The sequence below is a fragment of the Roseobacter sp. FCG-D35 genome (assembly GCF_033436665.1).
In the GTDB taxonomy this organism is placed as follows: Bacteria; Pseudomonadota; Alphaproteobacteria; order Rhodobacterales; family Rhodobacteraceae; genus JAWQFO01.
Map to the genome: position 1 here is coordinate 235,497 of NZ_JAWQFO010000007.1, position 22,649 is coordinate 258,145.

The 22,649-nt window shown below is 66.6% G+C and carries 18 protein-coding genes; 13 read left to right on the plus strand and 5 right to left on the minus strand.

The annotated features are described in order from the left end of the window. Positions 1 to 23: 23 nt before the first annotated feature. Entirely contained in the window at positions 24 to 896 is an 873-nt protein-coding gene (locus R5H30_RS16915; RefSeq protein WP_318329794.1) for a MurR/RpiR family transcriptional regulator, read from the minus strand. Positions 897 to 1,013: 117 nt separating this feature from the next. Between R5H30_RS16915 and R5H30_RS16920 the strand changes: the two genes are divergently transcribed. The 7 genes from R5H30_RS16920 (at position 1,014) to R5H30_RS16950 (ending at position 8,747) form a co-directional block, all read left to right on the plus strand. Further along, positions 1,014 to 1,781: an N-formylglutamate amidohydrolase gene (locus R5H30_RS16920; protein WP_318329724.1), complete on the plus strand. Its 768-nt coding sequence runs from the start codon at positions 1,014 to 1,016 to the stop codon at positions 1,779 to 1,781. 62 nt (positions 1,782 to 1,843) lie between these two features. Continuing rightward, the gene (locus R5H30_RS16925; RefSeq protein WP_318329795.1) at positions 1,844 to 2,344 is read left to right on the plus strand and encodes a TRAP transporter small permease subunit; all 501 of its coding nucleotides are present in this window, start codon (positions 1,844 to 1,846) and stop codon (positions 2,342 to 2,344) included. Further along, positions 2,344 to 3,672, plus strand: a complete 1,329-nt coding sequence (locus tag R5H30_RS16930; RefSeq protein WP_318329725.1) for a TRAP transporter large permease — start codon at positions 2,344 to 2,346, stop codon at positions 3,670 to 3,672. The genes R5H30_RS16925 and R5H30_RS16930 overlap by 1 nt, the downstream gene beginning before the upstream one ends. A 49-nt stretch (positions 3,673 to 3,721) precedes the next feature. Next, positions 3,722 to 4,759 (plus strand): TRAP transporter substrate-binding protein, encoded by a 1,038-nt coding sequence (locus tag R5H30_RS16935; protein WP_318329726.1) that lies wholly within the window; start codon positions 3,722 to 3,724, stop codon positions 4,757 to 4,759. Positions 4,760 to 4,856: 97 nt separating this feature from the next. After that, on the plus strand, positions 4,857 to 6,221 hold the full coding sequence (locus R5H30_RS16940; protein ID WP_318329796.1) for a glutamine synthetase family protein: 1,365 nt from the start codon (positions 4,857 to 4,859) through the stop codon (positions 6,219 to 6,221). A 1-nt stretch (position 6,222) separates the two neighbouring features. After that, positions 6,223 to 7,596 carry an aldehyde dehydrogenase family protein gene (locus tag R5H30_RS16945; RefSeq protein ID WP_318329727.1) on the plus strand — a complete coding sequence of 458 codons (1,374 nt, stop codon included), beginning with the start codon at positions 6,223 to 6,225 and terminating at the stop codon, positions 7,594 to 7,596. Between the two features lie 5 nt (positions 7,597 to 7,601). Continuing rightward, a complete protein-coding gene (locus tag R5H30_RS16950) occupies positions 7,602 to 8,747 on the plus strand; it encodes an iron-containing alcohol dehydrogenase (protein ID WP_318329728.1) in 1,146 nt (381 codons plus the stop codon). Here the strand turns inward: R5H30_RS16950 and R5H30_RS16955 are convergent. After that, the gene (locus R5H30_RS16955) at positions 8,744 to 9,430 is read right to left on the minus strand and encodes a type 1 glutamine amidotransferase (protein WP_318329729.1); all 687 of its coding nucleotides are present in this window, start codon (positions 9,428 to 9,430) and stop codon (positions 8,744 to 8,746) included. The genes R5H30_RS16950 and R5H30_RS16955 overlap by 4 nt on opposite strands. Positions 9,431 to 9,624: 194 nt before the next feature. Here R5H30_RS16955 and R5H30_RS16960 point away from each other — a divergent pair, with 194 nt between their 5' ends. Beyond that, positions 9,625 to 11,331, plus strand: a complete 1,707-nt coding sequence (locus tag R5H30_RS16960; RefSeq protein ID WP_318329730.1) for an AMP-binding protein — start codon at positions 9,625 to 9,627, stop codon at positions 11,329 to 11,331. 71 nt (positions 11,332 to 11,402) lie between these two features. Further along, on the plus strand, positions 11,403 to 12,434 hold the full coding sequence (locus tag R5H30_RS16965; RefSeq protein WP_318329731.1) for a histone deacetylase family protein: 1,032 nt from the start codon (positions 11,403 to 11,405) through the stop codon (positions 12,432 to 12,434). Here R5H30_RS16965 and R5H30_RS16970 read toward each other — a convergent pair whose 3' ends face one another. Continuing rightward, a complete protein-coding gene (locus R5H30_RS16970) occupies positions 12,435 to 13,916 on the minus strand; it encodes an amidase (protein ID WP_318329732.1) in 1,482 nt (493 codons plus the stop codon). A 125-nt stretch (positions 13,917 to 14,041) separates the two neighbouring features. Here R5H30_RS16970 and R5H30_RS16975 point away from each other — a divergent pair, with 125 nt between their 5' ends. From R5H30_RS16975 to rpe, 4 genes are all read left to right on the plus strand, one after another. Continuing rightward, positions 14,042 to 15,685, plus strand: a complete 1,644-nt coding sequence (locus tag R5H30_RS16975; RefSeq protein ID WP_318329733.1) for a sulfatase-like hydrolase/transferase — start codon at positions 14,042 to 14,044, stop codon at positions 15,683 to 15,685. A gap of 97 nt (positions 15,686 to 15,782) precedes the next feature. Continuing rightward, positions 15,783 to 17,123 (plus strand): MmgE/PrpD family protein, encoded by a 1,341-nt coding sequence (locus tag R5H30_RS16980; protein ID WP_318329735.1) that lies wholly within the window; start codon positions 15,783 to 15,785, stop codon positions 17,121 to 17,123. A gap of 48 nt (positions 17,124 to 17,171) precedes the next feature. After that, entirely contained in the window at positions 17,172 to 20,375 is a 3,204-nt protein-coding gene (locus R5H30_RS16985) for a 4Fe-4S dicluster domain-containing protein (protein ID WP_318329737.1), read from the plus strand. A gap of 72 nt (positions 20,376 to 20,447) precedes the next feature. Continuing rightward, entirely contained in the window at positions 20,448 to 21,140 is a 693-nt protein-coding gene (gene rpe, locus R5H30_RS16990) for a ribulose-phosphate 3-epimerase (RefSeq protein ID WP_318329738.1), read from the plus strand. Here the strand turns inward: rpe and R5H30_RS16995 are convergent. Further along, on the minus strand, positions 21,131 to 21,535 hold the full coding sequence (locus tag R5H30_RS16995; RefSeq protein WP_318329740.1) for a PaaI family thioesterase: 405 nt from the start codon (positions 21,533 to 21,535) through the stop codon (positions 21,131 to 21,133). The two genes, rpe and R5H30_RS16995, sit on opposite strands and share 10 nt — an antisense overlap. Next, a complete protein-coding gene (locus R5H30_RS17000; protein ID WP_318329741.1) occupies positions 21,516 to 22,649 on the minus strand; it encodes an acyl-CoA dehydrogenase family protein in 1,134 nt (377 codons plus the stop codon). Before R5H30_RS17000 ends, R5H30_RS16995 begins: the two co-directional genes overlap by 20 nt.

Here is a 22,649-nt window from a genome sequence, read left to right on the forward strand (position 1 = left end):
GCCTGTCGCCTGACAGCGCGGTCTCAGGTGAATTTCCGGAACAGCCGGGTCTCGTCGAACATCTCCTCCAGCCGCTGCATCCGGTCGCGGGTCTCTTCCCAGGTCAGATCCTGCACCGCCGAGATCACCGTCTCGACCAGCAGCAGGGTCGTCGCCGCTGAATCCCAGGCCGAGGGCACCACGATGCGGCTCGAGAAACAGACATCCGCAACCACATGCGCGGGCGAACGCCACTGGTCGGTGAAGAGCACGATCCGCGCGCCGCGGGCATGGGCCATCTCGGCCAGCTTGAGCGTGTTGGACTCGTAGCGCCGAACGTCGAAGATCACGAAGACGTCGCCTTCACGCACGTCCAGCAGGTAATGCGGCCAGGCGTTCGAGGTCGACTGGATGTGGGTCACGTCGCGCCGGATCATCTGCATGTGCAGGAACAGGTATTCGGCCATCGTGTGGGTGATCCGGCCGCCGACGATGTAAAGCCGCCGCTCGGTGTCCGCGAGCATGGCACAGGCGGCGTCGAAGGTCGCCGTGTCGATCTGGCTCAGCGAATGGCGGATGTTGTCGATCACCGCCTCGGTAAAGCGGTTCAGGACATGGCCCGAGGGCGCCCCTTCGGCCCAGGTGTCGTGCTTGGCGATCGGGCTCTTGACCTTGGCCTTGAGCTCTTCGCGCAACTCGGCCTGAAACTCGGGGTATCCGCCGAAGCCCAGCTTGGCGACCATGCGGACCACAGTGGGCGTGGAGACGTCGGCGTCCTTGGCCAATGCCGAGATCGTGCCGAGCCCCGACGCCGGGTAATTGTCGAGGATCGACTGCGCCAGCTGCCGCTCTGCGCGCGTCAGATCGTCCAGCCGGGACTGGATGCGGTCCGCGATTGTCTGAGTGTCCTGAGGCAGATCGGCCCCCCGATTGATCGCAAAAATTACAGAAGCGTGGCGACTGTTCGTTTCGTTACAGTATTCTGTTGACAGGCTTTCCCGAACTCAAGTTAATTATTTCGAACCGGGGGACGCATGAGCGATCTGAACCACTACAAGGGCCGTCCGGCCAACGTGATCCGCCCGGACGGCGCGTCCGGCATCGTGCTGGTTTGCGAACATGCCTGTAATTTCATCCCCAAGGATCTGCGCTGTCTCGGGCTCAGCCCCGAAGTGCAGGTCAGCCACGCCGCCTGGGACCCCGGCGCTTTCGCCGTGGCCATGCGCCTCTCTGAAAGTCTCGATGCGCCGCTGATCTTTTCGGGAATCTCGCGGCTGGTCTATGATTGCAATCGCCCGCCCGATGCGCCGGGTGCGATGCCGGAGAAAAGCGAGGTTTTCGACATTCCCGGCAATCGCGGCATGAGCACCGAAGAGCGGCTGTCGCGCGTCGCCTCTTTCTACGAACCCTTCCGCGCGACACTGGCCAAAACCATCGTGGATACCCGGGCGCAGGCGCTGGTCACCGTGCACAGCTTCACGCCGGTCTACATGGGCGCGCGCCGGGAGGTCGAGATCGGTGTTCTGCACGATGAGGACGCTCGGCTGGCCAATGCCATGCTGGACGCCGCAACGGCGCATACCGATCTCGCGGTGCGCCGCAACGCGCCCTACGGACCGGAAGACGGCGTAACGCACACGCTTCGCGAGCATGGTCTCTCGAACGATTTGCCCAATGTCATGATCGAGGTCCGCAACGACCTGATCGCGGACGCGCCGGCACAGGACGGCATGGCAAGCATGCTGTCGGGTTGGATCGCGGCGGCGCTGGCCGGTCCGGCGGCGCAAGAGGTGCGGGCGTGAAGGCAGCGCGCGGTTTCATCCGCGCCGTGGACGCGCTGAACTACCGCGTCGGCCGCATCGTGATGTACGGCATCTTCGTTCTGATCGGCATCCTGCTGTGGTCCTCGGTCAGCAAGACCTTCTTTCTGCCTTCGCTCTGGACGCTGGAGATGGCCCAGTTCGCAATGGTCACCTATTACATCCTCGGCGGGCCGTACTCGATCCAGATGGGCTCGAACGTGCGCATGGACCTGCTTTACGGCGAATGGAGCGACCGCAAGAAGGCCTGGGCCGACCTGTTCACCGTGCTTCTGCTGATCTTCTACCTCGGGGTTCTGCTCTGGGGCGCGGTCAGTTCCGCGGCCTATTCCCTGGGCTACTGGGGCGGCACGCCGTTCCTGTTCTTCGGCGGCCTGCTGACCGGCGTCGAGGAGATCGGCACGATGGAGCGGTCGCCCACCGCCTGGCGGCCCTACCTCTGGCCGATCAAGGCGATCATGATCCTCGGCATTCTTCTGATGCTGCTGCAATGCCTCTCGGAGTTCCTCAAGGATCTCTTGCGCCTGCGGGGCGAAAACATCTGATGTCCTACGAGATGATCGCCACGCTGATGTTCGCGTCGATGATGCTGATGCTGCTCACAGGGCAGCGCGTCTTCGGCGCCATCGGTTTCGTCGCCGTGGTTTCTGCGCTGCTGCTTTGGGGCGACCGGGGCGGCTACGACCTCGGCTTCGCGGCGGCGATGAAGCTGATGAAATGGTATCCGCTGCTGACCCTGCCGATGTTCATATTCATGGGCTACGTGCTGTCGGAATCGAAGATCGCCGACGATCTCTACCGCATGTTCCACGTCTGGATGGGCGGCCTGCGTGGCGGGCTGGCCATCGGCACCATCGGCCTGATGGTGCTGATCTCGGCGATGAACGGGCTTTCGGTCGCGGGCATGGCGATCGGGTCGACCATCGCGCTGCCCGAACTGCTCAAGCGCGGCTACGACAAGCGCATGGTGACCGGCGTGATACAGGCGGGATCGAGCCTCGGCATTCTCGTCCCGCCCTCCGTCGTGCTGGTGCTCTATGCCATGATCGCACGCCAGCCTGTGGGCCAGCTGTGGCTTGCCGGCGTCGTGCCGGGCCTGATGATGGCGTCGATGTTCATTCTCTACATCATCATCCGCTGCCGGGTGAACCCGGTTCTGGGCCCGGTTCTCGATGCGCAGGAACGCGATATGCCCATGGCCGAGAAGCTGCGCCTGCTGCGCGCCGGCATCCTTCCCGTCGCCATCTTCCTCGTGATGATGGTGCCCTTCGTGAACGGCTGGACCTCGCTGGTCGAAAGCTCGGCAATCGGCGCGCTCGCTGCCTTCGCCGCCGCTGTGCTCAAGAGGCGAATGACGCGCGAAGTGTTCGAGAACTCGGTGCGTAAAACGCTCGGGATCACCTGCATGTTCATGTGGATCATCCTCGCCGCCTTGGCCTTCGGCGCGGTCTTCGACGGGCTCGGCGCGGTCAAGGCGATCGAGTCGCTGTTCACCGAGAAACTGAACCTCAGTCCCTGGATGATCCTGATCCTGATGCAGCTCAGCTTCATCCTGATGGGCACATTCCTCGACGACACCGCCATGCTGGTGATCGTTGCTCCGCTTTACGTGCCGCTGGTTGGTGCGCTCGGCTTCGACCTGATCTGGTACGGCATCCTTTATACGATCACGACCCAGATCGCCTATATGACGCCGCCCTTCGGCTACAACCTCTTCCTGATGCGCGCCATGGCCCCGCCCGAGATCACCCTGCGCGACATCTACGCGTCGATCACGCCTTTCGTGGCAGTCATGGTCCTGGCGCTGGCTCTGGTGATGATCTTCCCTTCGATCGCCACCTGGCTTCCCGAATACGTCTATTCACAACCCTAGAAGAGCCGCCACGAAGCGGCCGAATTCCAGTCCAGCAAAGGAGACGCACATGACCTCAAGACGCAAGTTCCTGAAAGGAGCCGCGGTAATCCCGGCGGCCGGCCTCGCCACGCCGGCGCTCGCCCAGAACAAGATCACCTGGCGCCTGCAGACCTACGCCGGGGCGGCGCTGGCCGAGCATGTCATCAAGCCGGCCATCGACAGCTTCAACAAGATCGCCGACGGCCAGATGGAGATCGAGCTCTATTTCGCCGACCAGCTTGTGCCCACGGGCGAGCTGTTCCAGGCGATGCAGCGCGGCACCATCGACGCGGTGCAGTCCGACGACGACTCGATGGCCTCGCCCACCGAGGTCACCGTCTTCGGTGGCTACTTCCCCTTCGCCTCGCGGTATTCGCTCGACGTGCCAGTTCTCTTCAACCAGTACGGTCTGAACGACATCTGGGCGGCCGAGTACGAGAAGGTCGGGGTCAAGCATATCTCGGCCGGCTCGTGGGATCCGTGCCACTTCGCCACCAAGGACCCGATCCGGTCGCTGAAGGATCTCGAGGGCAAGCGCGTCTTCACCTTCCCAACCGCCGGGCGTTTCCTCAGCCAGTTCGGCGTCGTGCCGGTCACCCTGCCCTGGGAGGACATCGAGGTCGCGGTGCAGACCGGCGAGCTTGACGGCATCGCCTGGTCGGGGATCACCGAGGATTACACGGTCGGCTGGGCCGACGTGACCAACTACTTCCTGACCAACAACATCTCGGGTGCCTGGATCGGGCATTTCTTCGCCAACATGGAGCGCTGGAACGAGGTGCCACCGCACCTGCAGGAATTGCTCAAGGTCTGCTTCGAGCAGTCGCACTACTATCGCCAGTGGTGGTACTGGGGCGGCGAGGCCAGCCTGCGCGTCAACGGCACCAAGATGGAGCTGACCACGATCCCCGACGCCGAATGGGACCAGGTCGAGGCGGCGGCCCAGACGTTCTGGGACGAGATCGCGGCCGAAAGCGAGACCAAGGCGAAGGTCGTCGAGATCTTCAAGCAGTACAATGCCGACATGGTGAAGGCCGGCCGGCCCTATCGCTACGGCGACGCCTGAGGCAGACTGTCCGGGCGCGGCAGATGCGCCCGGCGAAACCTGACAACCGGGGGCGCCGTCTCGGCGCCCCTTGCCCCTGACGAGAATGGATGACGCGATGCCCGGAACGCTCAGCTTCGAGGACCTCAAGGCCCAGGTGAAGGACGGAACCATCGACACGGTGCTGGTCTGCGCCGTCGACATGCAGGGCCGCCTGATGGGTAAGCGGTTCCACGCGGCGAACTTCGTCGAGCATTCCCACGAAGAAACCCATTGCTGCAATTACCTGCTGGCCACCGACCTCGAGATGGCCACGCCCGACGGCTACGCCTCGACCAGCTGGCGCGCGGGCTACGGCGACTATGTGATGAAGCCCGATCTTTCGACGATCCGCCCGGTGCCGTGGCTTGCGGGAACGGCGATGGTGCTGTGCGACCTGCTCGACCACCATACTCACGAGGCGGTCCCGCACAGTCCGCGCGCCGTGCTGAAAAAGCAGGTCGCGCGGCTCGAAGCGATGGGCTTTACCGCGATGATGGCGACGGAACTCGAATTCTTCCTCTTCGAGAAGAGTTTCGACGAGATTCGCAAGGAGGGCTTCCGCGACCTGCAGCCGATCTCGGGTTACAACGAGGATTACCACATCCTTCAGACCACCAAGGAAGAGGCGGTGATGCGCCCCCTGCGCAACTGCCTCTACGCCGCCGGCATCCCTGTCGAGAACACCAAGGGCGAGGCCGAGACCGGGCAGGAAGAGCTCAACATCCGCTACGCCCCCGCACTGGATTGCGCCGACCACCACACCATCGCGAAACACGCGACCAAGGAGATCGCCTGGGCGCATGGCCGCGCGGCAAGCTTCCTGCCGAAGTGGCACCACGACAAGGTCGGCTCTTCCAGCCATGTCCACCAATCGCTCTGGAAGGACGGCAAACCTGCCTTCTTTGACGGCGACGACGATCTGGGCATGTCCGAGCTGATGAAGCATTACATGGCCGGGCTGATAAAATATGCGCCCGACTACACCTGGTTCCTCGCGCCCTACGTCAACAGCTACAAGCGCTTCTCCAAGGGCACCTTCGCGCCGACCAAGACCGTCTGGTCAGTGGACAACCGCACCGCGGGCTTCCGGCTCTGCGGCGACGGCACCAAGGGCGTGCGCGTGGAATGCCGGATCGGCGGGTCGGACCTGAACCCCTATCTTGCGCAGGCCGCGATGCTGGCCGCCGGGATCAAGGGCATCGAGGACGAGATGGAGCTTGCACCGCCGACCAAAGGCGATGTCTACGACGCCGAGAAGGCGCCCGACGTGCCGCGCACGCTGCGCGCGGCGACCGAGACCCTGCGTGCCTCGGAGATGCTGCGCGCGGCGATGGGCGATGACGTGATCGACCACTACACGCGCTGCGCCGAGTGGGAGCAGGAAGAGTTCGACCGCGTCGTCACCGACTGGGAAATCGCCCGCGGATTCGAAAGGGCCTGACATGATCCGATGCATCTCTCCCGTCGACGGTTCGGTTTACGCGGAGCGTCCCACACTTTCCGCCGCCGACGCGGGCGCCGCCGTCGAACGCGCCCGCGTGGCACAATCGGTCTGGGCCGCGCGTCCGCTGGCGGAACGCATCGAGCTGGTGCTTGACGGCGTCGCGCGCGTCGGTGCGATGAACGACGAGATCGTGCCCGAACTCGCGTGGCAGATGGGCCGCCCGATCCGCTATGGCGGCGAATTCGGAGGCTTCGACGAGCGCGCGCAATACATGGCGCGCATCGCAGGCGAGTCGCTGGCGCCGATGGTGCTGGAGCCGGGCGACGATTTCTTCGGGCGCATGATCAAGCGCGTGCCGCACGGCGTGGTGCTGGTCGTGGCGCCCTGGAACTATCCCTACATGACAGCGATCAACACCGTCGCCCCGGCGCTGATCGCGGGCAACACGGTGATGCTGAAACACGCCTCGCAGACCCCGCTTGTGGGCGAACGCATGGCGTCGGCCTTCCACGCGGCTGGCATCCCCGACGACGTTTTCCAGAACGTGTTTCTCGACCACCAGACCACCTCGGACCTGATCGCCGCGCGGTCCTTTGGCTTCGTCAACTTCACCGGCTCGGTGGCAGGAGGCAAAGCGATGGAAACGGCGGCCTCCGGCACCTTCACCGGCCTCGGCCTCGAACTTGGCGGCAAGGATCCGGGGTATGTCATGGAGGACGCCAACCTCGAGGCGGCGGCGGCCACCCTGATCGACGGGGCGATGTTCAACTCGGGCCAATGCTGCTGCGGGATCGAGCGCATCTACGTGGCCGAAAGCCTCTTCGATGCCTTCGTCGACAAGGCGGTCAGCATCGTAGAGGGGTTCAAGCTGGGCAATCCGCTGGAGCAGGAGACGACGCTGGGACCGATGGCGCAGGAGCGTTTTGCCGACCTCGTGCGCGCGCAAACCTCCGAGGCCGTCATGGCGGGGGCGAAAGCGCTGATCGACCCGAAAAGTTTCCCCGAGGACGGCGGCGCCTACCTGATGCCGCAGATCTTAACGGACGTGGATCACTCGATGCGGGTCATGCGCGAGGAAAGCTTCGGTCCGGTGGTCGGCATCATGCCGGTGAAGAACGATTCCGAGGCGATCCGGCTAATGAACGACAGCGATTACGGTCTGACCTGCTCGCTCTGGTCTTCTGATCCGGAACGCGCCGAGCACATCGGCGACGCCATCGAGACCGGCACGGTCTTTCTCAACCGCGCCGATTACCTCGACCCCGGCTTGTGCTGGACCGGCTGCAAGGACACCGGGCGCGGCGGCGGGCTGTCGGTGATCGGCTACCACAACCTTACCCGACCCAAGTCATACCACTTCAAGAAAGCCTGAGCCTCATGTCTCCCAGAGCCAACTGGTCCTACCCCACCGCGATCCGCTTCGGGGCCAGTCGCATATCCGAGATCGCCGACGCCTGCGCCGCGGCCGGGATCTCGAAACCGCTGCTGGTCACCGACCGCGGCCTTGCCGGACTGCCGATCACCATCGCCACCCTCGACATGATGGAGAACGCGGGCCTGGGCCGGGCGAAGTTCTCCGAGGTCGATCCGAACCCGACCGAGATGAACGCCGCCGCCGGGGTCGAGGCCTACCGCGCCGGCGGACATGACGGCGTCATCGCCTTCGGCGGCGGCTCGGGTCTCGATCTCGGCAAGGTCGTGGCCTTCATGGCGGGCCAGACCCGGCCGATCTGGGATTTCGAGGATGTCGGCGACTGGTGGACCCGCGCCGATGCCGACGCCATCGCCCCTATCGTCGCGGTGCCGACAACCGCCGGCACCGGATCGGAAGTCGGGCGCGCCAGCGTCATCACGAACTCCGAAAGCCACGAGAAGAAGATCATCTTCCACCCGCGCATCCTGCCCGCAGTCGTCATCTGCGACCCGGAACTGACCGTCGGCATGCCGCCCGCGATCACGGCCGGGACCGGCATGGACGCCTTCGCGCATTGCCTCGAGGCGTTCTGCTCGCCCCACTACCACCCGATGAGCCAGGGCATCGCGCTCGAAGGCATGCGGCTGGTCAAGGAGAACCTGCCGCGCGCCTTCGCCGATGGCTCGGACATCGAGGCGCGCGCCAACATGATGTCGGCGGCGGCGATGGGGGCTACGGCGTTCCAGAAGGGCCTCGGCGCGATCCATGCGCTGTCGCATCCCATCGGGGCCGTGCACCATACCCACCACGGCACGACGAATGCGGTCGTCATGCAGCCGGTGCTCGACTTCAACCGGCCGGCGGTCGAGGACCGTCTGCGGCTTGCCGCGAACTACCTCGGCATCGCAGGTGGGTTCGAGGGTTTCCGGGCCTTCGTGGGCGCTTTGAACGCCGAATTGAAAATCCCCGAGAACCTGACTGCGCTCGGCGTCACCGACCCCGACATCGAGGCGCTGGTCGCCTCGGCGCTGGCCGATCCCAGCGTCGGCGGCAACCCGGTCGAGATGACGCGCGAGAACGCGACGGCATTGCTTCGGGCCTGCCTCTAGGCCCGGCGCAGCACCTCGGCGAAGCGATCCGCAACGAGGTCGGGGGCGACCTCCTCGGTGGCAACCTGCTGCAACGCCAGTTCGGCAAGGGCCGGGTCGATCGACTTGCCCGAGGCCTGCCGAATCTCGTGGTCGAAGAAGTCGCGGGTGAACTCGGGATGGAACTGGACCGAATAGGCCGGAAATTCGTAGTCGAGCGCCCCGACCGGGCAATAGGCGGCCTCGCCGCTGACCTGCGCGCCCGGCGGGATCGCAGTGACCTGGTCCTGGTGCCAGACCCAGGCGTTGTGCTCCAATCCGTCGAGCTGAAACTTCTGGACGCCCAGACGCACACCCTGGTGCACGTTCTCGGCTTTGCCGCCAAACACATCGGCCATGATCTGGTGCCCGAAACAGATGCCGGCGAGGGGCCGGCGGGCGTCGCGGGCGCGCAGCAGGAAGTCCCTCAGCGGCGGCAGCCAGTCCCGGTCGTCGTAGACGCCGATCTCCGACCCGCTCAGCACGCAGGCGTCGAAGCTGTCCAAGGGCGGAAGCGCCGCGCCGCCGGCTATATGGATACGCGCGAATGTTGCTTCCGGCATGGCTGGGGTGAGCCAGCGCCGGATCATCTCGCCCGCCTCCTCACCCGGACGCGTGCCCGTGTAGGACATGGTCAGATCCAGAATGGCGACGTTCAGAGGCATAAAGCGCGCTCCCTCCTTGCAGTGTGCCGGGCATTCGCAATCGCCCACACGGTCCCGGATGTCTTAGCATGGGCGCGGCGCGCTTCCAGCGGTGAGGCGAAAGCGGTGATCTGTTCTTGACCGCAACTGTCGTTGCGGCCCGCCTCGGGACGGCGGATACTTCCCCTGGACCGACGTTCGTGGAGGGAACTGGAATGAGCGAGGTACTGCGTGCGCCCGCGTCGGGGCTGTCGCATGTCAGGGGCGACACCTCCGAGCCGCTTCTGGAGCTGACCATTCCCGACCTGCTCCGGCAGACTGTCGAACGCTGGCCGGACCGCGACGCCGCAATTTTCCGCCAGCAGGGCATCCGCTGGACCTGGACGGAGTTTTCGCGCGAAGTGGACCGGCTGGCGGGCGGCCTTCTGGAACTGGGGATCCGCAAGGGCGACCGCGTCGGCATCTGGTCCCCGAACCGCGCCGAGTGGCTGCTGACGCAGTTCGCGACGGCCCGGATCGGCGCGATCCTCGTCTGCATCAACCCCGCCTACCGACTGTCGGAACTCGACTACGCGCTGAACGCGGTCGAATGCACGGCACTGGTGACCGCCAAGGCGTTCAAGTCCTCCGACTACGTCGGCATGCTGGCGGAACTGGCGCCGGAACTGGCCGACTGCGCACCGGGCAAGCTGACCTCCAAGCGCCTGCCGCACCTGCGTAGTGTCATCGTGACCGACCCGGTGGCGCAGCCTGGCATGATCGCCTTCGATGCGCTCTGTTCAGCGGGCGACGCGGTCGCGCCAAAGGATCTCGACCGGCTGAGCGCGGAGCTTTCGCCCGAGGATATCATCAACATCCAGTTCACCTCCGGCACGACGGGCAGCCCAAAAGGCGCCAGCCTCACGCACCGAAACATTGTCAACAACGCGCATTTCGTGACCGCGACGATGAACTTCACCGAAGCGGACCGGCTGTGTATCCCGGTGCCGTTCTACCATTGCTTCGGCATGGTGATGGGCACCCTCGGCTGCGTGACCAAGGGCACGGCGATGGTCGTTCCGGGCGAAGGCTTCGATCCCGCCGAAACGCTTGCCGCGGTGTCCGAGGAACGCTGCACCGCGCTCTACGGGGTGCCTACGATGTTCGTGGCCGAACTCGACCTGCCGAATTTCGAGGATTTCGATCTCGGCAGCCTGCGCACCGGGATCATGGCCGGCGCCCCCTGCCCGATCCAGGTCATGCGCGATGTGCAGGCAAAGATGAACATGACCGAGGTGACGATCTGCTACGGCATGACCGAAACCTCGCCGGTGAGTTTCCAGAGCAACGTTGACGATCCTCTCGAACAGCGTGTCTCCTCGGTCGGGCGCATCCATCCGCATGTCGAGGTGTGCATCGTCGACGGCGACGGCGCGACGGTGCCACCAGGCACACAGGGAGAACTGCTGACCCGCGGCTACTCGGTGATGAAGGGCTACTGGGGAGAGCCGGAGAAGACCGCGCAGTGCATCGACGGCGACGGCTGGATGCACACCGGCGACCTCGCCACGCTGGATGACGCGGGCTATTGCAAGATCACCGGCCGGGTAAAGGACATGATCCTGCGCGGCGGCGAGAACATCTATCCGCGCGAGATCGAGGAATTCCTCTACACCCATCCCGACGTTGCACAGGCCCAGGTTTTCGGCATCCCCGACGACAGGCTGGGCGAAGTCGTCTGCGCCTGGATCGTGGCAAAGCCGGGCCGATCGCCCAATGCCGATGACATCCGCGCCTTCTGCAAGACGAACATCGCGCATTTCAAGGTGCCGTTGCACGTGCGTTTCAAGAAGGAACTGCCGATGACGGTGACCGGCAAGCCGCAGAAATTCATCATGCGCGACGCGATGGTTGCCGAGCTCGCTGCGGACCCGGTCGACTGACCCGCACCCGGTTGCCAGCCCGCGCGATCTGCGCGTAACGTCGCGCCGAACGCACCACCGGGAGCCAAAGCATGCGCACTTTCTTCAGCGAGGATCATCGCCTTCACTTCCCGCAGGCCGAGCTGTCTGGTGGCGAATTCGTCACCCCCTTCGAGCGGCCTTCGCGCGTCGAATACGTTCGTAACCGGCTGGTCGAACGCGGCATGGGCGACATCGTGGCACCAGATCCCGTCGACATGGGACCGGTGCGCGGATTGCTCGACCAGGGCTACCTGAAGTTCCTCGAAACCGCCTGGGAGGAATGGAAGGCCGCCGGCATGGCGGGCGAGATCATCGCCGCCAACGTGCCCAGCCGCGGCATGCACATGGACCGCATCCCCGAATTCATCGACGGCAAGGTCGGCTACTATTGTCATGCCTCCGAAACCGCGATGACCCGCGGCACCTGGACGGCGGCGCTGTCCTCGATGGCCTCGGCACAATCCGCGCAGCGCCTTGTCGCGGGTGGCGAACGCGCCGCCTTCGCCCTCTGCCGTCCGCCCGGGCATCATTCGACCCGCGATCAGTACGGCGGCTACTGCTTTCTCAACAACGCCGCGGTCGTCGCCCAGATGTGCCGGGACGGCGGCGCGGCGCGGGTCGCCGTGCTCGACATCGACTTCCACCACGGCAACGGCACGCAGGACATCTTCTACGAACGCGGCGACGTGCTGTTCGCCTCGCTGCACGGCGCGCCGGAACACTCCTATCCCTACTACATCGGCTACGCCGACGAGCGCGGCCACGGCGCGGGCGACGGGTGCAATCTCAACTACCCGATGGCGCCGGGCACCGGCTATGACCGCTGGGCCGAGGCGCTCGACGACGCCATCGCCAATATCACCGCCTGGGGCGCGGATGCGCTTGTGGTGTCGCTGGGGGTCGACGCCTACAAGGAAGACCCAATCAGCTTCTTCAAGCTCGACAGCTCCGACTTCACCGATGCCGGGCGGCGCATCGGTCAGATGGGCCTGCCGACGGTCTTCGTGATGGAAGGCGGCTATGCGATCGAGGCCGTGGGCATCAACACCGTGAACTTGCTCGAAGGGTTCGAGGGCGCCTGATCAGATCACGCCGGTGGGGACCGCCGACCAGGCCTCGGCCAGCATCTCCGGCAGCGTTTCGGGGCGCCGTTGCGCCCAGGGCCGCGCCTGCTCCAGTTCGGCGCAGAGCGCGATCAGGACCTCGTCCGCGCCGTAGGGCCCGGCGAGATGCACCCCGACGGGCAGGTCTTCGGCGGTCCAGTGCATCGGGACCGAGACCGCCGGCTGGCCGCTCGCGTTGAACGCCGCGCAGAAGGGCGAGTAGGCAAAGACACCTTCCGGACCGGTGCGGTAGGCCTCGTAATCCTCTGTTTTGTGCGCGAAGCGACCGATCCGCGCCGGCGGTTCGGCGAGGGTGGCCGACAGCAGGATGTCGATATCTTCGAAAACTGCCGCCATCTCGCGCCCGTAGGCATGGATCTTGCCCACCGCCTCCAGGTAATCGGCGCCCGACAGCGTGTCGGCAAGCCGTATCGCCCCGCGCGACACGCCTTCGAGATCGTCCGCGCCCAGTTCGCGTCCCTTCGCGGCCAGCGCCTTGCGGATGCCCAACGCGGTGCCGCAGGCGACGATCCGCGTCCAGGCCCGCATCATGCCGCGGTGATCCGCAGCCGGGCGCAGGGGGACAACGTCGTGCCCGAGCGACTCGAGCAGCGCCGCGGTGTCCTGCACCGCCGCGCGACACTCGTCGTGGATGGCCGCGCCGTCGAAAGTGGTGTCGCAGACGCCGATCCGCAGCCGCTTGGGCGGTCGCGAGATCGCCGCGGCGAACCCGCTTGCCAGCGCCGGCGCATCGTAGGGCGCACCGGCATCGCGACCCGCGCAGGCGTCCATCATCCGCGCACTGTCACGCACGCTGCGACTGAGAAAGCCGTCGATCGCCATGCCCGCCCAGCCTTCGCCGGCGTAGGGCCCGTCGGGGAACCGCGCACGGGTCGACTTGAATCCGAAGAGACCGCAGGAAGACGCCGGGATCCGCACCGATCCCCCGCCGTCCGAGCCATGCGCCATCGGCACGATCCCGGCGGCCACCGCCGCGCCGCTGCCGCCGGACGAGCCGCCGGGTGTATGTTCTGTGTCCCAGGGGTTGCGCGTTGGCCCATCGTAAACGGCTGCCTCGGTCACCGGGCCGATCCCGCCCTCGGGCGAGGTGGTGCGCCCGAAGGTGACCACGCCGGTCGCGCGGATGCGCTCGAAGATGGTGCTGTCACGCGCATAGACCGTGTCCTTGGTCAGCCGCGACCCGTTGTGCGACGGGTAGTCGACCGCTTCGGCCCCGAGATCCTTCAGCAGGAACGGCACGCCGCGGAACGGCCCGCGCGGCAGTCCGGCGGCGATGGCCTTTCGTGCCGTGTCAGCGCGTAGGTTGACGACCGCATGCAGCACCGGGTTCAGAGCCTCGGTGCGCCGCAACGCCTCGTCCAGTAGCTCTTCGGGCGACACCGCCTTGCGCGCGACGAGCTCGGCGAGACCGGTGGCGTCGTAGTCGTCGTAGTCCTGCATCGCGCCCCTTTCTGCCTGTGACGTGCAGCCTAGCACCGGCAGTGCGCAGAGCAAGACGATCCTGCCCGCCCTTCCCTTTCGCTTCTCGCGCCGACATCATCGCGTGACAGCCCGGGAGGCCCGCCTTGAACATCCTTTTCGTCATGTATGACCAGCTGCGGTTCGACTACCTGTCCTGCGCTGGCCACCCGCATCTCGAGACGCCGAACTTTGACCGGCTGGCCGCGCGCGGAGTGCGCTTTACCAATGCCTATGTGCAGTCGCCGATCTGTGGCGCGAGCCGGATGAGCTTCTACACCGGGCGCTACGTCTCGAGCCACGGGGCGTCCTACAACAACTATCCGCTGCGCGTCGGCGAAATGACCATGGGCGACCACCTGCGCGCCGCCGGGATGGACTGCTGGCTGATCGGCAAAACGCATATGGCCGCGGACGCCGAAGGGATGGCGCGCCTCGGGCTCGCGCCCGACAGCGTGATCGGCGCGCGGCAGGCCGAATGCGGCTTCGATGTCTGGGCGCGCGATGACGGGCTCTGGGCCTACGGGCCGGACGGCTACTACGACGAGCGCCGCTCGCCTTACAACGAATATCTCAATTCGAAGGGCTACGACGGAGAGAACCCCTGGGCGGACTACGCCACTGCAGGGACTGACGGCGACGAGATCGCCAGCGGCTGGATGTTCGCCAATGCCGACCGGCCGGCCAATATTCGCGAGGAGGACAGCGAAACACCGTGGCTGACTTCCGAGGCGATCGCCTTCATCGACCAGGTCAAGGGCCCGTGGTGCGCGCACCTGAGCTACATCAAGCCGCACTGGCCCTACATCGTGCCCGCCCCGTACCACGCCATCTTCGGCCCGACGGACGTCCTGCCCGTAGTGCGCGATCCGCGCGAGCGCGAGAACCCGCATCCGGTCTATGCTGCCTACATGGAAGGTGCGGTCGCGAAAGCTTTCCAGCGAGAGGAGGTGCGGCAGAAGGTGATCCCGGCCTACATGGGGCTCGTCAAGCAGTGCGACGATCAGCTCGGTCGCCTGCTCGACCATCTCGAGGCCACCGGGGCCGCCGCGACCACGATGATCGTGCTGACCTCGGATCACGGCGACTACCTCGGAGATCACTGGCTGGGCGAAAAGGACCTGTTCCATGACCCGTCCGTGAAGGTACCGATGTTCGTCGTCGACCCGCGTCCCGAGGCCGACGCCACGCGTGGCACGACCTGTCCGGCGCTGGTCGAGGCCATCGACCTCGTCCCGAGCTTCGTCGAGGCCGCGGGCGGCACGATCGCGGAACATATCCTCGAGGGGCGTTCGCTGATGCCGTGGCTGCGCGGCGAGACGCCGGTTTGGCGGGAGTGCGCGATCTCGGAATTCGACTATGCCGCGACCTCGGCGGGTCAAAGTCTGGGCCTTGCGCCGCGCGACTGCCGGCTCTTCATGGCGTTCGACGGGCGGTACAAGCTGGTTCACGCCGAGGGCGGGTTCCGCCCGATGCTGTTCGATCTCGACCGCGATCCGCGGGAGTTCGAAGACCTCGCCAAGGCCGGCGGACACGACGCGGTCATCGACCGTCTTTACGACCGGCTGAATGCCTGGGCGCGGCGGCAATCGCAGCGCGTGACTGTTTCGGACGCCCAGATCCAGGGCAACCGCGGCGCCTCGACCCGGCGCGGGATCCTGCCGTTCCTCGTCGATGGCAGCGAGGTGCCAAACGAGCTGACGCAGCGCTACCGGGGCAAGGTGCGCCAGCGCCACGTCGATCCGGACTGAGAGCGTGCCATCCGCGTCGCGATCATGTCGCATCCGGACATGATCGCGCGCTTGCTTCGCGGCTGACTGACAGGCAGTCGCCACGCAGGACCGCATCGTGACCGCCAGCTTCGATCCCATCGCCGCGTTCATCACCGACCCGGCACCACCGGAGAGCGCCCTGCGCTTTGCTGCCATTCTGCTGCTCGACACGCTGGCGGTTGCCGCCGCGGCCCAGCCGCTGGAACCCGGACGCATCGCGCGTGACTACGCCGCCGATTTCCTCGCACCGGGCCGCCCAGAACACGCCGCCCCGCTGATGTTCGATGGACGCCTCGCGTCCATCCCCGGCGCGGCCTATGCAGGCGCCACGCAGATCGACAATCTGGACGCGCATGACGGGTACAACCCGACGAAGGGCCATATCGGCTGCGCCACCGTCCCGGCGCTCTTCGCCTTTGCCGCGCAACGGCCCGATCTGACAACGCGCGAGGCCTTGTCCCTGATGGTCATGGCCTACGAGGTCAGCGCCCGCGCCGCCATCGCCTTGCACGCCACGGTCAGCGACTACCACACCTCGGGCGCGTGGAACGCCGTCGGCGTCGCAGCGCTGGGCTGCCGGGTGCTCGGCGCCACGCGGGCACAGCTGCGCGAGGCGCTGGGCATTGCCGAGTTCCACGGACCGCGCAGCCAGATGATGCGCGAGATCGCGACACCCACGATGTTGCACGACGGGTCCGGCATCGGCGCGCTTACCGGCGCGATGGCCGCCCTGCTGGCGCTGCGCGGCTTCACCGGCGCGCCAGCGATCACGTTAGAGGATTCGCAGGTCGCTTCGTATTGGGCGGACCTCGGCGAGACCTGGACGATCGAGGCCAACTACATCAAGCCCTATCCGATCTGCCGCTGGTCGCATGCACCGCTCGACGCCCTGGGAGCCCTGATGCGCGACCACGGCCTGCGCCGGGACGACATCGCGCGCATCGAGGTCCGCACCTTCCGCGAGAGTGCGGCTCTCTATGCCGGGATGCCAGACACGACGGGGCAGGCGCAGTATTCGCTGGCCTTCGCGCTCGCCACCCTGCTCCGGCACGGCACCGTCGGACCCGAGCACGTTTCGGGCGCGGCCCTGCGTGATCCCGATGTCGCCGACCTCTTGCCGCGGATCGCGGTGACCGAGGACGCGCGCCATTCCGACCGCTTCCCGGCCGCGCGCTTCGCGGACGTGACGCTCACATTGACCGACGGGCGTATCCTGCACTCCGGCGACGTTCACGCGCGCGGCGGGCCCGAGGCACCGCTGAGCGATGAGGAAATCGCCGCTAAGTTCCACGCCTACACCCTTCGGGTTCTGGGCACGGCGCGCAGCGAGGCGATCTGGACCCTGCGCGCGCGGATGTTGGAGCCCGGGCTGCCATTCTCGACCCTGCAGGAGTTGGTCACGCCTCCGCCCGATTGACCGCCGGAACGGCTGGACCTTCGGCGCAATCCGGTCCAGAGCTTCGGCATGAAGCTCTTTTCCTCACGGTCGCGCCCGGTCCACCTCGGAAGCTATCCGCTTGAACGCCTCCATCGCGTGGACGCGGCGCCGGAGCGCCTGCCCGATCTGCCGTTGCCGATGCTCGACTTCGACCGTCCCGATGATCCGCACAGCATCGTGCCCGCGATGGCCCCGTTCCAGGCGATGATGGATGCGCTGCGCAGCGGACAGCCGAACCCCGGACGCGCCGACATTCCCGACGATCCGCAGGCGCGCAGCGACCACCTCAAGGCCTTCGGCTACTTCAACGATGCGTCGATGATGGGCGTCTGCGCGCTGCCTCCGGACGCGCTGCTGCGCCATCCGCGCCGCAACTGCGACGCGGCAAAGCTCGCCGACGACCTCGCAAATCGGCAGACCAAGACGCTCGCCGCCGGGGTCGACGTGATCATGGCGAACCTCCGCGATGCGGTGTCGGCGCCGGAACGCCCGATCGACCATCACACCCATGCCATCGTGGTCCTCGTCGCCTGGCCGCGCGACCCGCGCCCGGACGAACCCGGCACCGACTGGATCCGGGGGGCGCAGCCGCATCGCGCCAGCCTGCGCGCCTGCGAGAATGCGACGGTGCTGGCGGAATACCTCCGGCTTCTGGGCTTCCGCGCCCGGGTGCATTCCGCGACCGCCAGCGACGTCCACCTCGGCAAGCTCGCCGTCGCCGCGGGCCTCGCCACGGCAATGAATGGACAGCTCGAAGCGCCCTGGATCGGGTCGCGCTTCGGTCTCGCCGTGGTCACGACCGACATGGAACTGGCCGTCGACCGGCCCCTGGCCCCGCTTTCGCAACAGCCCAGGTCCGTCCTGCGCGGCGCGACCTGGCGGCTCGGCACCCACGGCGGGGTGTCGGCGCGGACGCAGGATCCGTATGCGCGGCGGAACTTCGTCGACGGGGCGCACCCGTTCGAGCGGCTGAAACGCCGCGATGCGCCCACCACCTATATCGACGAGCCCAACGTGCCGCGTATCCCCAAGCGCACCGACATGTTCGCGCGCGGCCAGTTCGGCGACATGGGCCCCAAGGTGCAGAAGGCAATGACCGGCGGCAACCACGTCTCCAAGGCCGCGCCCGCCGCCGCTCAGCGCCGGCTTCTGGGCGCGCTGATCCTGCTGCAGGACGGGCCGGTGACCGAGACGGACGCGCCGGACGATCCGGCCCGGAATGCCGCCAACCTCAAGGCCGCGAGCTATTTTCTCGGAGCCGACGCCGCCGGCCTTTCGCGCTGCCCCGACTGGGCGTGGTACAGCCACGACGCCACCGGCACGCCGATCGACCCGCCGCACGACCAGGCGCTGAGCGTGATCGTCGACCAGGGGTATGAGACGATGGAGGGCGCCTCGGGCGACGACTGGATCTCGACCGCGCAGTCGATGCGCGCCTACCTGCGCTTTTCGGTAATCGGCGGCGTGCTGGCGGCGCACCTGCGGCGCCTCGGCTATCCCGCCAAGGCGCACACGGTGATGGACGGCGAAGTGCTGCAACCGCCGCTGCTGCTGCTCTCGGGCCTGGGCGAGGTCAGCCGGATCGGCGAGGTCATCCTCAACCCCTATCTCGGGCCGCGCCTGAAGTCGGGCGTTGTGACGACGACCATGCCGGTCGCCCATGACCGGCCCATCGACTTCGGCCTGCAAAGCTTCTGTGACGCCTGCAACAAATGCGCGCGGGAATGTCCCTCGGGCGCGATCACGGCGGGGCCGAAAAAGATGTTCAACGGCTACGAGATCTGGAAGTCCGACAGCCAGAAATGCGCCACTTACCGCGTGACCAATGCCGCCGGGTCGATGTGCGGGCGCTGCATGAAGACCTGCCCCTGGAACCTCGAAGGCCTCTTTGCCGAGGCTCCGTTCCGCTGGGCTGCGATGCGCGCACCGAAGGCCGCGCCACTGCTCGCCCGGCTCGACGACGCGCTCGACCGGGGCAGCCTCAACCCGGTCAAGAAATGGTGGTGGGACATCGAACTGGCGGCGGATGGCCATTACCGCGCAACGCCCACCCCGGCCAACTCTCGCGGGTTGCAGAAGGATCTCGACCTGAAGTTCGAGGACCAGACACTCGCGGTCTATCCGGCTCCGCTGGCCCCGCATCCGCACCCCTATCCTGACCCGATGAACCGCGAGGCGGCCATCAGGGCCCATGACGCGCTGGTGTCGGCAGAGGAACATAAGGCGCGGCTGGCGCGTGGCGACCGGAGCCACCTGCATCTTTACGATCCCGGTGCCAACGCACCGGTCCTCGATCTGATAATCGCGAAGGTGACGCCGCTTAGCGACCGGGTCACGCTGTACGATCTGGAGGCGGCGGATGGGCGCGACCTGCCGGAATGGTCCGCCGGGGCGCATATCGACATCGTGGTGGCCCCTGAATACTTGCGGCCCTACTCGCTGCTCGGCGATCCGGAAGATCGCACGCGCTACCGCATCGCCGTGCTGCGCGAGGACCCGGGGCGCGGCGGCTCGGCCCTGCTGCACCGCATTTTCACGCCAAAACGCCGGGTGTTTCTGTCGCGACCGATCAACGAGTTTCCGCTGCAGGAAACCGCCAGCCACAACCGGCTCATGGGCGGCGGTATCGGCATCACACCGATGATCGCCTTCGCGCACCGGCTGCATGCGCTGGGGCAACCGTTCGATCTTCACTATTCCTGCCCGACCCGGGATGCGGCGGCTTTCGCAGAGATGCTGGCGCAGATGCCCTGGGCCGACCGGGCGCACCTGCACATCTCCGCCGAAGGCACACGCGCCGATCTTGCGCGACTGCTGCGCGATCCGCCCGATGGGGCGCATGTCTATGCCTGCGGCCCCGACGCCTACATGCAGGCGGTCATGCAGGCCGCGACGGACGGCGGCTATCCCGAGGAGGCGCGGCACCTCGAGTATTTCTCGCCCCCCGAGCTGCCCGTTTACGTGAACCACCCGTTCCGGCTGGAGCTGAACGACGGGCGCATCGTGCCCGTGCGCGCGGACCAGGCCGCCTCGGATGCGTTGATCGACGCCGGTGTGCACGTCGACGTGAAATGCAGCGACGGGATCTGCGGGGTGTGCAAGTGCGGCCTGCGCGAAGGCGCGGTCGAGCACCGCGATTTCGTGCTTTCGCACGCGCAGCGCCGCGACACGCTGATCCTCTGCCAGTCGCGTGCGGCGGATCCCGACGGGCTGTTGCGGATCGACCTCTGAGCCCCCGCGCCCTTGCGCCGCACCGCGAAGCCCCGATATAGCGCGGTGACCTCCAGCAGACCGGATTCCGCCATGACCTTCGACCGCAGCCTCAAGATTGCACCCTCCATCCTGTCGGCCGACTTTGCCAATTTCGGTGCCGAATGCGAGGCGATCGAGGCGCAAGGGGCGGACTGGGTGCATGTCGACGTGATGGATGGGCATTTCGTGCCCAATATCACCTTCGGGCCGGCGACCTGTGCGGCGATCCGCCCGCATATCAAGGGCGTGATGGACGTGCACCTGATGATCGCGCCGGTCGATCCCTACATCGACGCCTTCGCCGCCGCGGGGGCCGATCACATCACCGCCCATGTCGAGGCCGGCCCGCACATCCACCGAACGCTGCAAGCGATCCGTGGCGCGGGTGCCAAGGCCGGCGTGGCGATCAATCCCGGCACCCCGGCCGAGGCGGTGGCCCCCCTGCTCGACATGGCGGACCTCGTGCTGGTGATGACCGTCAATCCGGGGTTCGGCGGGCAGAAGTTCATCCACGCCACGCTTGACAAGATCCGCGCCATTCGCGCGATGATCGGCGACCGCCCGATTCACATACAGGTCGACGGCGGGATCGACGCCAAGACCGCGCCGCTGGCCGCGAAGGCAGGCGCCAACGCGCTTGTCGCGGGCTCGGCGGTGTTCAAAGGCGGGTCGGTCTCGGAGCCGAAGGTTTACGGGCGCAACATCAAGGCGATCCGCGAGGCGGCACTCGGCACCTACGTCTGAGCGACGCGCTTGAAGACGCTGCTCGCCGTGGCAAGCAGCCTGCCGTCCGCATGGCGCAGCTCGGCCGCCGCATAGGCGATCTTATGCCCGCCGCCCGACACGGTTCCCGTGGCCACCACCTGACCTGCGTCGGCCGCGGCGATGAAGTTCGTGGTGACCGAGACCGTGACCACGCGCTGCAGCAGGTCACCGCCGAAGTAGAACGATGCCGCGAATCCCGCCGCGCTGTCGAGCAGCATGGCGACTATGCCGCCGTGCAGGCTGTCGTTGCGGTTGAGGTGCTTCGCTTCGATCTTGAGGCTGACACGCGCCGACCCGTCAGCGTCGAGCGCGACGTCGTAGCCGATCAGCCGGTGCGCGCCGCTCAGCGGCGCGTCAGGCGGCGGAGAGGTCAATGAACCGCTCGAGGTGGAAATCGGTATCGCCGAACCGGTGATCCGACATGACGATGCGCTTGGCGACATGCGCGAGTTCATATTCCTGCGTCATCGCGATGCCGCCGTGCATCTGGATGCTTTCTTCGGCCACCATTCGCCCGATGCGCCCGATCAGGTTTTTGGCAGCGCTGACTTGGCGTTCGCGCACAGCCCGGTCGGACCCAAGATGTCCCGCGGCATTGATGACGGCGGAGCGGGCCTGTTCCAGTTCGATCAGCAGATCGGCGAAGCGATGCGCCAGCGCCTGGAAACTGCCGATGGGGCGCCCGAATTGCTTGCGGGTCTGCAGGTACTGGCGGGTCAGTTCGACCGCCGTTTCCATGCCGCCCAGCGTCTCGGCACAAAGTGCGGCGTTGGCCGCGGCTACCCGCTCTTCGATGGCCGGGAAGGCTTCGCCCGCCGCGCCCAGCCGCGCCGTCTCGGGGAGTGTGACGTCTTGCAGAGTGACTTCCGCGGCCCGTCCGCCGGCCAGCAACCGGTAGCCCTGCATCGAAAGCCCCTCGGTATCCCGCGGCACAAGGAAGAGCGAAATGCCGTTCGCGTCATCCACCGCGCCGGCTTCGCGGGCCGAGACGACAATGAGATCGGCGGCTTCGGCGTTGACCACGACGGCCTTGCGCCCGTTCAGCACGACGCTGCCGTTCCGGTCCACCGCCGTGGTATCGACGCGCGAGAGATCGTAGCGGCTTGCCGGCTCGCCATGCGCCAGCGCCAGCTGCAACGCGCCGGCGATCAGAGGCTCGAGGTGGCTGCGTTGCGCGTCGTCGCCCAGCGATGCGATCAGGCCGCCCGCCAGCAGCGCACTATCGAGCACCGGCTCGACGACGCCAGCGCGCCCGAGTTCCTCGAAGACAACGGCGATATCGAACCCCGCACCGCCAAAGCCGCCATGCTCTTCGCTGAACAAAGCGCCGATCACGCCAAGCTCGGCCAGGCCATTCCAGACCTCCGCCGAGAACCCTGCGTCACTCTCGAGGATCGCGTTGCGCACGTCGGTCGAATACCGGTCCTTCAGGAAGCGTCCCAGGCTCTCCTGCAGCATCCGGCGTTCCTCGGTCAGCTCGAAATTCAT